This is a genomic window from Vibrio sp. bablab_jr001, from assembly GCF_016464285.1.
In the GTDB taxonomy this organism is placed as follows: Bacteria; Pseudomonadota; Gammaproteobacteria; order Enterobacterales; family Vibrionaceae; genus Vibrio; species Vibrio fluvialis.
On the sequence record NZ_JACDWZ010000044.1, the window covers coordinates 15,659 to 28,080 of the forward strand.

The following is a 12,422-nucleotide window of genomic DNA, read 5'->3' on the forward strand; positions in this document are numbered from 1 at the left end:
GCAATAAAAAAGGCACCCTAAGGTGCCTTTTTGCTATCAGAACGATTACTCGTCAGCTGAGAAGCCTGCGTTTAGCAGAGCTGCCAGGTTGTCAGTAGCCTGTTCCGCAGAAGGACCATCTTTCTGAGCTTCACGCTTAGATTGACGATCTTGGTGGTACGCAAAACCGGTACCAGCCGGGATCAGACGACCCACGATAACGTTCTCTTTCAGACCACGTAGGTCATCACGCTTACCAGAAACCGCTGCTTCAGTCAGTACGCGAGTCGTTTCTTGGAACGATGCGGCTGAGATGAACGATTCTGTTGCCAGAGACGCTTTCGTAATACCCAGTAGTTCACGTTCAAAACGTGCTGGTTCTTTACCTTCTGCTTCCAGATTACGGTTCGCAATCTTCACTTGTGAGTATTCTACTTGCTCACCTGGCAGGAACTCAGAGTCACCTGCGTGAGTAATAGTACACTTACGTAGCATCTGACGAACGATAGTCTCAATGTGCTTATCGTTAATCTTAACGCCTTGCAGACGGTAAACTTCCTGAACTTCGTTCGCGATGTAAGTCGTTACAGCGTGGATACCACGTAGGCGCAGAATGTCATGTGGAGATTCTGGACCATCTGCGATTACATCACCACGTTCGATGCGCTCACCTTCAAACACGTTCAGCTGACGGTGCTTAGGAATCATCTCTTCGTAAGTCTCACCGCTGTCGCGAGTGATGATCAGACGACGCTTACCTTTGGTCTCTTTACCGAAGCTTACAGTACCTGTGTACTCAGCAAGAATCGCAGGCTCTTTAGGCTTACGTGCTTCGAACAGGTCCGCTACGCGTGGTAGACCACCGGTGATGTCCTTGTTACCGCCAGATTTCTGAGGAATACGAGCCAGTGTGTCACCCACATTCACTTCAGCGCCATCGTCGATGTTCACGATCGCTTTACCAGGCAGGAAGTACTGTGCTGGCATATCAGTACCAGGGATCAGTACATCATTACCTTTCTCATCCACAAGTTTGATAGCTGGACGCATATCTTTACCTGCTGCTGGACGAGCCGCGGCATCTGTTACTTCACTTGAAGACAGACCAGTCAGGTCATCAGTCTGGCGAGAAACGGTAACGCCATCGATCATGTCAACGAACTGGATGCGACCTGCCACTTCAGTGATGATTGGCATGGTGTGCGCTTCCCAGTTAGCTACGGTTTCGCCCGCATCTACTGCATCGTTGTCTGCTTTGCTCAGCAAAGAGCCGTATGGCAGTTTGTGTTTCTCTTTGGTACGGCCAAATTCGTCAATGATGGTCAGTTCAGAAGCACGAGAAGTGATTACCAGTTTGCCATCTTTGTTGATTACGAATTTCGCATTGTGCAGTTTAACAGAACCCTTGTTTTTCGCTTGGATGCTGTTTTCTGCTGCTGCTGTTGATGCCGCACCACCGATGTGGAACGTACGCATCGTCAGCTGTGTACCAGGTTCACCGATTGACTGAGCCGCGATAACACCCACAGCTTCACCTTGGTTAACCAGGTGACCACGAGCCAGGTCACGACCGTAACACAGTGCACAGCAACCGAAGTCTGCGTCACAGGTTACCACTGAACGTACTTTAATACGGTCAACAGAGTTGTCGTTTAGAATCTGACACCATTTCTCATCCAGAAGCGTGTTACGAGGAACAAGCACTTCTTCTGTACCTGGTTTCAGAATGTCTTCAGCAACCACACGACCCAGAGCAAGCTCAGTCAGTGGAACTTTAACGTCACCACCCTCGATGTGAGGCATCATGTCTACACCCTCTTGGGTGCCACAGTCGTGCTCATAAACGACAACGTCTTGAGCAACGTCTACTAGACGACGTGTTAGGTAACCTGAGTTCGCTGTCTTCAGTGCCGTATCCGCCAGACCCTTACGAGCACCGTGCGTTGAGATAAAGTACTGTAGTACGTTCAGACCTTCTTTAAAGTTCGCAGTGATTGGCGTCTCGATGATCGAACCATCTGGACGAGCCATCAGACCACGCATACCAGCAAGCTGACGAATCTGAGCTGCAGAACCACGAGCACCTGAGTCAGCCATCATGTAGATGCTGTTGAACGACTCTTGTTTCTCTTCTTCGCCGTCACGGTTAATCACCATTTCAGACGACAGGTTCTCCATCATCGCTTTCGCTACGCGATCGTTGGTTGATGCCCAAATATCGATCACTTTGTTATAGCGTTCACCGGCAGTTACCAGACCAGACTGGAACTGTTCCTGGATTTCACGTACTTCTTCTTCCGCTTCGGAGATTTCAGTGTATTTCGCAGGCGGTACAACCATATCGTCGATACCAACAGAAACACCTGACAGTGCCGCGTAGGCGAAACCGGTGTACATGATTTGGTCAGCGAAGATAACGGTGTCTTTCAGACCCAGTTTGCGGTACGCCTCGTTCAGCAGGTTAGAAATCTGTTTCTTACCTAGCTTCTGGTTCACGATGCTGAATGGCAGACCTTTCGGTACGATTTGCCACAACATTGCACGACCAACAGTGGTATCCACCATCTTGGTCTCAGTTGTGCGATTACCGTCTTCATCAACCACTGTTTCAGTGATACGAACTTTAACGCGTGCGTGCAGTGCCGCAGTCTTAGTGCGGTAAGCCTTCTCAGCCTCAGCTGGGCCGGCCAGGTACATACCTTCACCTTTCGCGTTGATCTTCTCACGAGTCATGTAGTACAGACCCAATACAACGTCCTGAGAAGGTACGATGATCGGATCACCTGACGCTGGCGACAGAATGTTGTTTGTCGACATCATCAGAGTACGAGCTTCTAGCTGTGCTTCCAGAGTCAGAGGCACGTGTACCGCCATTTGGTCACCATCGAAGTCCGCGTTGTACGCCGCACACACAAGTGGGTGTAGCTGAATCGCTTTACCTTCGATCAGTACAGGTTCAAACGCCTGAATACCTAGACGGTGAAGAGTTGGTGCACGGTTAAGTAGCACTGGGTGTTCACGGATAACTTCATCCAGGATATCCCATACAACTGCTTCTTCACGCTCTACCATTTTCTTCGCAGCTTTGATCGTCGTCGCCAGGCCACGAGTTTCCAGCTTGCTGTAGATGAATGGTTTGAACAGCTCAAGTGCCATCTTCTTAGGAAGACCACACTGGTGCAGACGCAGGTAAGGACCAACTGTGATTACAGAACGGCCTGAGTAGTCTACACGTTTACCTAGCAGGTTCTGACGGAAACGACCTTGTTTACCCTTGATCATATCAGCAAGAGATTTCAGAGGACGCTTGTTCGAACCTGTGATCGCACGACCGCGGCGACCGTTATCCAGAAGCGCATCAACAGACTCTTGTAGCATACGTTTTTCGTTGCGTACGATGATGTCCGGAGCAGCAAGCTCTAGAAGGCGTTTCAGACGGTTGTTACGGTTAATCACACGACGGTATAGATCGTTCAGATCTGAAGTCGCAAAGCGACCGCCATCTAGTGGTACCAGAGGACGTAGATCTGGCGGAAGTACCGGAAGCACAGTCAGAATCATCCACTCAGGTTTGTTACCTGATGCAACGAATGCTTCAACCAGTTTCAGGCGCTTCGTAACTTTCTTACGCTTAGTTTCTGAGTTAGTCGTATCCAGCTCTTCGCGCATCTGCTCAGCTTCAGCCAGCAGATCCATAGATGACAGCAGATCTTTGATCGCTTCTGCACCCATTTTCGCAGTGAACTCGTCGCCCCACTCTTCCAGGCGATCCAGATACTCTTCTTCAGTCAGCATCTGACCACGTTCCAGGTCAGTCATGCCTGGTTCAGTCACCACGTACATTTCGAAGTAAAGAACACGTTCGATGTCGCGCAGTGGCATATCCATCAACAGACCGATACGAGACGGCAGTGATTTTAGGAACCAGATGTGAGCAACTGGAGAAGCCAGCTCGATGTGGCCCATACGGTCACGACGAACTTTAGTTTGCGTTACTTCAACGCCACACTTCTCACAGATAACACCACGGTGTTTCAGACGCTTATATTTGCCACAAAGACATTCGTAGTCTTTTACCGGGCCAAAAATACGCGCACAGAAAAGACCATCGCGTTCAGGTTTGAACGTACGATAGTTGATGGTCTCAGGTTTTTTCACTTCACCAAATGACCATGAACGAATCATGTCAGGTGAAGACAGACCGATTTTGATTGCATCAAATTCTTCGGTCTTATGCTGTGCTTTTAGAAAGTTTAATAAGTCTTTCACAATCAGCTCCTGTAAGGAGTTAAAAGGAACTCGCCGCGTGAACTAGCGAGCTCCTTCCTACCAGAAAACCGGTTAGGCTCCCCGAATGGGGAACCTTAAGGTTTACTCTTCGTCTTCTAGCTCGATGTTGATACCCAGCGAGCGAATCTCTTTCAACAGTACGTTGAACGATTCTGGCATACCAGGTTCCATCGCGTGGTTTCCGTCAACGATGTTCTTATACATCTTCGTACGGCCGTTAACGTCATCCGACTTAACGGTTAGCATTTCTTGTAGGGTGTAAGCTGCACCGTATGCTTCCAGTGCCCATACTTCCATCTCACCAAAACGCTGACCACCGAACTGAGCTTTACCACCAAGTGGTTGCTGAGTTACTAGGCTGTAAGAACCTGTTGAACGAGCGTGCATCTTGTCGTCAACCAAGTGGTTCAGTTTCAGCATGTACATGTAACCTACAGTTACCGGACGCTCAAACGCATCACCAGTACGGCCATCAAACAGAGTCAGCTGGCCAGATTCTGGCAGATCACCCAGTTTCAGTAGCTCTTTGATTGACGCTTCGTTCGCACCATCAAAGACTGGAGTCGCGATTGGCAGACCTGCGCGCAGGTTATTTGCCAGTGTACGTACTTCCTCATCAGACAGAGCCGCAATGTCGACTTGTTGACGAGTTTCGCCCAGATCGTAAACCTTCTGCAGGAACTCACGCAGCTTAGCCAGCTCTTGTTGTTCCTTGATCATCTGGTTGATCTTGTCGCCGATACCTTTCGCAGCCAGACCTAAGTGAACTTCTAGGATCTGACCGATGTTCATACGTGAAGGTACACCCAGTGGGTTCAGTACGATGTCGACCGGTTGGCCTTTCTCATCGTATGGCATGTCTTCAACAGGGTTGATCTTAGAGATTACACCCTTGTTACCGTGACGACCCGCCATCTTATCACCCGGTTGGATGCGACGTTTCACTGCCAGGTACACTTTAACGATCTTCAGAACGCCAGGTGCAAGGTCATCACCTTGGGTGATCTTGCGACGCTTGGTTTCGAATTTCTTATCGAATTCCGCTTTCAGCTCGTCGTACTGCTCAGCCATTTGCTCTAGCTGAGTTTGCAGTTCGTCGTTTTCTAGCGTCTGTTCTAGCCATTTCTTACGATCGATAGAGTCCAGCTTCGCTTCGCTATAACCGCCAGTGATCAGCAGAGAACGAACACGAGCAAGCAGACCGCCTTCCAGAATCTGGAATTCTTCAGTCAGGTCTTTCTTCGCTTCTTTCAGCTGCATCTGTTCGATTTCAAGCGCACGTTTGTCTTTTTCTACGCCATCGCGAGTGAAGACTTGAACGTCGATAACCGTACCCGCAACAGAGTTAGGTACACGCAGAGAAGTATCTTTAACGTCCGATGCTTTCTCACCGAAGATAGCGCGTAGCAGCTTCTCTTCAGGTGTCAGTTGGGTTTCGCCTTTCGGCGTTACTTTACCAACCAGGATGTCGCCACCCTTCACTTCAGCACCGATGTAAACGATACCTGACTCATCCAGCTTAGACAGCGCAGCTTCACCTACGTTTGGAATATCCGCAGTGATCTCTTCTGCACCCAGCTTAGTATCACGAGCCACACAAGACAGTTCTTGAATGTGGATAGTCGTGAAACGGTCATCTTGAACAACACGTTCAGAAACCAGGATCGAGTCTTCGAAGTTGTAACCGTTCCAAGGCATGAACGCGATACGCATGTTTTGGCCAAGCGCCAGTTCACCAAGGTCAGTTGATGGACCGTCAGCCAGTACGTCACCGCGAGCCACAGGTTCACCCGGCATCACACATGGACGCTGGTTGATACAAGTGTTCTGGTTAGAACGGGTGTATTTAGTCAGGTTGTAGATATCGATACCCGCTTCGCCAGGAATCAACTCTTCTTCATTAACCTTAACTACGATACGTGATGCGTCTACAGACTGAATCATACCGCCGCGTTTCGCGACTGCAGTTACGCCTGAGTCTACCGCTACGTTACGTTCAATACCGGTACCAACGAAAGGCTTCTCAGCTTTCAGCGTTGGTACTGCTTGACGTTGCATGTTCGCACCCATCAATGCACGGTTCGCGTCATCGTGTTCCAGGAATGGAATCAGCGATGCTGCGATCGATACAACCTGGTTCGTTGCAACGTCCATGTAGTTAACGTGTTCACGTGGGTGAAGACCAGATTCACCTTTTTGACGTGCTGTAACCAGCTCATCAGCAAAGCCACCTTCTTCAGTCAGTTTCGCGTTCGCCTGTGCGATAACGAATTGACCTTCTTCGATAGCTGACAGGTAATCCACTTCATCCGTAACAACGCCATCTACAACGCGACGGTATGGGGTTTCTAGGAAACCGTACTCGTTGCAGCGTGCAAACGCAGACAGCGAGTTGATCAGACCGATGTTCGGACCTTCAGGCGTTTCGATAGGACATAGACGACCGTAGTGAGTTACGTGTACGTCACGTACTTCGAAGCCAGCACGCTCACGAGTCAGACCGCCAGGACCTAATGCAGAGATACGACGTTTGTGCGTAACTTCTGACAACGGGTTGTTCTGGTCCATAAACTGAGACAGCTGTGAAGAACCGAAGAATTCTTTAACAGCAGCAGAAATTGGTTTCGCGTTGATCAGATCTTGTGGCATCACGTTGTCCAGATCGCCAAGGCTTAGGCGTTCCTTCACTGCGCGTTCAACACGTACAAGACCAACACGGAATTGGTTCTCTGCCATTTCGCCAACAGAACGGATACGACGGTTGCCAAGGTGGTCGATATCGTCCACTTCGCCTTTACCGTTACGGATCGCGATCAGTTTCTTCATCACTTCGACGATGTCTGTTTCGTCAAGAGTGCCTTGCTCTTCTGCGTCTGCACGCTCGATAGAGCTGTTGAACTTCATACGGCCTACCGTAGACAGGTCGTAGCGTTCTTCAGAGAAGAATAGGCTTTCAAATAGGGCTTCAGCCGCTTCTTTTGTTGGCGGCTCGCCAGGGCGCATCATGCGGTAGATTTCTACCAGCGCTGAAATACGGTCATTCGAGCTGTCGATACGCAGGGTTTCAGACATGAACGGACCGTGGTCTAGATCGTTCGTAAACAGAACTTCTAGTTTTTTGTAACCTGCTTGTGACAGGTTCGCCAGCGATTCAAGGCTAATTTCCTGGTTCGCTGCAACGATGATCTCGCCAGTTGCTTCGTTGATGTAATCTTTAGAAGAAACTTTGCCTACGATGTACTCAACTGGTACTTCGATAAAGCTCACGTCATCTTTTTCAAGTTGACGGATATGACGAGCCGTTACGCGACGACCTTTCTCAACATAAACCTTACCGTCTGCTTCGATATCGAAAGACGCAGTTTCACCGCGTAGACGCTCAGGGACCAACTCCATCATCAGAGTCTGGTCTTTGACTTCGAAATTAATTTTCTCGAAGAAGATGTCGAGGATTTCTTCAGTCGTCTTACCCAGCGCACGCAGGATAATAGATGCAGGTAGCTTACGACGACGGTCAATACGTACGTACAGGTTATCTTTAGGGTCGAATTCGAAATCCAACCAAGAACCGCGGTACGGGATGATACGTGCGTTGTAAAGCACTTTACCTGAAGAATGGGTCTTACCCTTATCGCTGTCGAAGAACACGCCTGGGCTTCGGTGCAGCTGGGATACGATAACCCTCTCGGTACCATTGATTACAAAGGTACCATTATCTGTCATGAGTGGAATTTCACCCATGTAGACTTCTTGTTCTTTAATATCTTTGACAGTACCTGCTGGCGCGTCTTTATCAAAGATCACTAGGCGTAGTTTCACGCGTAGCGGTTTTGAATAAGTTACACCACGGATTTGACATTCTTTAACGTCAAAAACTGGCTCACCAAGACGGTAGCTAACGTATTGCAGCTCTGAATTGCCGTTGTAGCTCTGGATTGGAAACACAGAACGAAAAGCGGCTTCAAGACCGTATTGTCCTTCAGGATCCTGTTCGATGAATTTTTCGAACGAATCGAGCTGGATCGATAGCAGGTATGGAATGTCCAACACTTGTGGACGAGTACCAAAGTCCTTACGGATGCGCTTTTTCTCGGTATAAGAGTAAACCATGGGGTTCCTCAGCTCGCTGATAAGTGACCCAAACTGTCCGCTGAAAAGGGGACAGTGACTAAATCGCTGTTTACTGTAGTGACGGCTCATTACGTTAGAATGAGACGTTTTTTGCAAGGATATGAGACGCTTAAACAGCGGGAAAATTCGCTCATACCCTACAGCGCAAAAAGGCCGGTGGTCAATAAACCACCAGCCATTAGCCTTACGGCTAAGAAATTAAGTAATTATTACTTAACTTCAACAGTTGCACCAGCTTCTTCAAGCTCTTTCTTCAGTGCTTCAGCTTCTTCTTTAGATACAGCTTCTTTCAGAGCAGCTGGAGCGCCGTCAACTAGAGCTTTAGCTTCTTTCAGACCTAGGCCAGTTGCGCCACGTACTGCTTTAATTACAGAAACTTTGTTCGCGCCAGCAGAAGCTAGGATTACGTCGAATTCAGTTTGCTCTTCAACAGCAGCGCCTGCAGCAGCACCACCAGCTACAACTGCAGCAGCAGCAGTAACACCGAATTTCTCTTCCATTGCAGAGATCAGTTCAACAACTTGCATTACAGTCATTTCTGCAATAGCGTCTAGGATTTGCTCGTTAGTAATAGACATAACAATTCTCTTTTAAGTCAACAATAAGTTTATTTTGCAACCAGTAAAAAGCAAGGCAATTAAGCCGCAGCAGCTTCTTTTTGGTCACGGATAGCAGCGATAGTGCGAGCCAGCTTAGCAGCAGAAGCTTCTTTCATGCACATCATCAGACGTGCGATTGCTTCGTCGTAAGTTGGTAGCGTCGCTAGTACTTCAACGTCAGTCAGTGCGCCTTCATATGCAGCTGCTTTGATCTCAAACGCTTTGTTCTCTTTAGCGAAGTCTTTGAAAAGACGCGCTGCAGCACCTGGGTGCTCGTTAGAGAAGCCGATCAAAGTAGGACCTACGAATACGTCTTGTAGACATTCGTAAGCTGTGCCTTCTACTGCGCGACGTGCTAGTGTGTTACGAACAACACGTAGGTAAACACCCGCTTCGCGAGCTTGTTTACGTAGAGTTGTCATCGCAGCAACTTGTACACCACGAGAGTCAGCTACAACTGCAGAAAGTGCACCACTGGCCGCTTCGTTGACTTCAGCGACAATTGCTTTTTTGTCTTGAAGATTTAAAGCCATCTTGGATTACTCCTGGTTGTCGTTACACCACTCACTATTATCACAACAGTGAGAGATTATTAGGTGCAGTCCCAGAAGAAAGTTAACCCATTCTTTAAAATAAAAAATGAAATCTTTCTGTCAGGTTCGGGCACCATCTACGTAGGTTGCATTAAGTTATCAAGTGATAACGCCTACGGTCTTGGACGGAGACTGAACATTCATTCGAGGAATGAACTATCAGCCCCAACCACAAATATTAGGCGCGAAATTATACACAAATTTCACGCCTAAGCAAATGCATTATACTTGAGCAGTCAGAGTCGCCTGATCAACAGCAACGCCAGCACCCATAGTAGTAGAGATGCTTACTTTCTTCACGAAAGTACCTTTCGCAGAAGAAGGTTTTGCTTTCTTCAGAGCAACTAGCAGAGCTTCTAGGTTCTCTTTAAGTTGTTCAGTTTCGAAAGACACCTTACCAATGGTAGTGTGGATGATGCCGTTCTTGTCGTTACGGTAACGAACCTGACCTGCTTTAGCGTTCTTAACCGCTTCAGCAACGTTAGGAGTTACAGTACCAACTTTAGGGTTTGGCATCAGACCGCGAGGACCTAGGATAGTACCTAGTTGACCTACAACGCGCATTGCATCTGGAGATGCGATAACTACGTCGAAGTTCATTTCGCCTTTCTTAACTTGCTCAGCAAGATCTTCCATACCCACTAGGTCAGCGCCAGCTTCTTTCGCAGCTTCAGCGTTAGCACCTTGAGTGAATACAGCAACGCGGATATCACGACCAGTACCGTGTGGCAGTACAGTTGCACCGCGAACGTTTTGGTCAGATTTACGAGCGTCGATACCTAGGTTAACAGCAACGTCAACAGATTCTACGAATTTTGCAGTTGCAAGTTCTTTCAGAAGAGCAACAGCTTCGTTGATGTCGTACTCTTTAGTTACATCCACTTTTTCGCGGATAGTACGCATGCGCTTAGTTAGTTTTGCCATTGTCTTAACCCTCAACCACTAGGCCCATTGAACGAGCAGTACCTGCGATAGAACGCTTCATTGCTTCGATATCAGCACCAGTCATGTCAGCAGCTTTAGTTTCTGCGATTTCTTGGATTTGAGCGTCAGTGATTGTACCCACTTTATCAGTGTTTGGACGACCTGAACCAGACTTGATACCAGCTGCTTTCTTCAGAAGAACTGCTGCAGGTGGAGTCTTAGTTTCAAAAGTGAAAGAACGGTCGCTGTATACAGTGATAACAACTGGAGTAGGTAGACCTTTCTCCATAGATTCTGTACGTGCGTTGAACGCTTTACAGAATTCCATGATGTTCACACCACGTTGACCTAGAGCAGGACCAACTGGTGGACTTGGGTTAGCCATACCCGCTGCAACTTGCAGCTTGATATAAGCTTCAACTTTCTTAGCCATGATATTTCCTAGATTGTGGGTTCAAACGCTAATCTACTGATCAGCTCCCCGTTAGAGCAAAAAACTTTTCACTTCGACAGAAGTAAAAAGGCGCGAAATTATAGTCAGATTTCGCGCCTTAAACAAGCCTACAAAGCTGTTTTTTTAATCAAGTTTGTCAACCTGACCAAATTCAAGCTCAACCGGTGTTGCACGACCAAAGATCGATACAGACACTTTCAGACGGCTCTTCTCATAATCCACTTCTTCAACAGTACCGTTGAAGTCAGCAAACGGACCTTCGTTAACACGTACCACTTCGCCCGCTTCGAACATAGTCTTAGGACGTGGAGCTTCGCTCGCTTTCTCAAGACGGTTCAGAATAGCGTCAGCTTCTTTATCTGTGATAGGTGCAGGACGATCAGAGGTACCACCAATGAAGCCCATTACACGAGGAACGCTACGTACTAAGTGCCATGATTCATCATTCATGATCATTTGCACTAACACGTAACCAGGGAAGAATTTACGTTCGCTTTTGCGGCGTTGACCGGCGCGCATTTCTACAACTTCTTCAGTTGGAACCAGAACTTCACCGAACAACTCTTCCATGCCATGCATTTTGATATGTTCACGAAGTGACTGGGCGACACGACCTTCAAATCCCGAGAAGGCTTGAACTACATACCAGCGTTTTTTTGGAGCTTCACTCATGTATTAAACCCTCTATACCCCAGTTGCAAAGGCAACAAGACGAACCATAATGCCGTCAATGCCCCAAAGCACTAGAGCCATTACAATACTTACAGCTAACACGATCAATGTCGTTTGCATTGTTTCCTGACGCGTAGGCCAAACAACTTTGCGAACTTCCATACGAGATTCGCGTGCAAAAATAATCGCGGCTTTACCTTTTGATGTGGTTGCAGCAACGCCAAGCGCAGCAGCAATCAACACAATCACACCTGCAGCGCGAATCACTACAGACAATTCACCATACAGGTAATTACCCACAACAGCGGCAGCTAGCAGTACAAAAGTGACGATCCACTTCAATGTATCCGCTGCACTTGAGCTATCAGGAGTCTCAGCATTGTTTGCTTTCATAAACCAACCTGTCACAAGTCTTACTATAGACGACAACAACCCCGCTGTTGCAGGGCAAATCCATTCCATCAACACTAAAAAGTGTCGATCGATCGTTCAAGACCAAGAGGAACTCTCAGCCCCGGAATTCCTTGCTGAGTGCGATTCGATTAATAAATCAGCACAAAAAACTACAGCGCAGAAAAAGGGCATCAAATGATGCCCTCTTTGCTACTGCGTAGTCAAATCATTCTTCACAGAATCTGTGATTAAGCGATGATCTTAGCAACAACACCAGCACCAACTGTACGGCCACCTTCACGGATCGCGAAGCGTAGACCTTCGTCCATTGCGATTGGAGCGATCAGTTCAACAATCATTTGAATGTTGTCGCCTGGCATTACCATC

The 12,422-nt window shown here is 47.9% G+C and carries 8 protein-coding genes and 1 pseudogene; all 9 read right to left on the bottom strand.

From position 1 onward, the window contains the following. Positions 1-45: 45 nt before the first annotated feature. Complete coding sequence (gene rpoC, locus JIG40_RS07200) at positions 46-4,248, bottom strand: DNA-directed RNA polymerase subunit beta' (RefSeq protein ID WP_020332607.1); 4,203 nt, start codon at positions 4,246-4,248, stop codon at positions 46-48. A gap of 102 nt (positions 4,249-4,350) precedes the next feature. Then, positions 4,351-8,379, bottom strand: a complete 4,029-nt coding sequence (gene rpoB / locus JIG40_RS07205) for a DNA-directed RNA polymerase subunit beta (protein WP_020332605.1) — start codon at positions 8,377-8,379, stop codon at positions 4,351-4,353. A gap of 230 nt (positions 8,380-8,609) precedes the next feature. Continuing rightward, entirely contained in the window at positions 8,610-8,978 is a 369-nt protein-coding gene (rplL, locus tag JIG40_RS07210) for a 50S ribosomal protein L7/L12 (RefSeq protein WP_020332604.1), read from the bottom strand. 59 nt (positions 8,979-9,037) lie between these two features. Further along, on the bottom strand, positions 9,038-9,532 hold the full coding sequence (gene rplJ / locus JIG40_RS07215; RefSeq protein WP_020332603.1) for a 50S ribosomal protein L10: 495 nt from the start codon (positions 9,530-9,532) through the stop codon (positions 9,038-9,040). Between the two features lie 282 nt (positions 9,533-9,814). Continuing rightward, positions 9,815-10,516, bottom strand: coding sequence for a 50S ribosomal protein L1 (gene rplA / locus JIG40_RS07220; protein ID WP_020332602.1), 702 nt, complete (start codon positions 10,514-10,516; stop codon positions 9,815-9,817). A gap of 4 nt (positions 10,517-10,520) precedes the next feature. After that, positions 10,521-10,949, bottom strand: coding sequence for a 50S ribosomal protein L11 (rplK, locus tag JIG40_RS07225; RefSeq protein WP_020332601.1), 429 nt, complete (start codon positions 10,947-10,949; stop codon positions 10,521-10,523). Positions 10,950-11,093: 144 nt separating this feature from the next. After that, complete coding sequence (nusG, locus tag JIG40_RS07230; protein ID WP_020332600.1) at positions 11,094-11,642, bottom strand: transcription termination/antitermination protein NusG; 549 nt, start codon at positions 11,640-11,642, stop codon at positions 11,094-11,096. A 12-nt stretch (positions 11,643-11,654) separates the two neighbouring features. After that, the gene (gene secE, locus JIG40_RS07235) at positions 11,655-12,035 is read right to left on the bottom strand and encodes a preprotein translocase subunit SecE (protein ID WP_020332599.1); all 381 of its coding nucleotides are present in this window, start codon (positions 12,033-12,035) and stop codon (positions 11,655-11,657) included. Between the two features lie 248 nt (positions 12,036-12,283). Continuing rightward, positions 12,284-12,422 (bottom strand): annotated as a pseudogene (gene tuf / locus JIG40_RS07240) (elongation factor Tu); the annotation flags it as partial.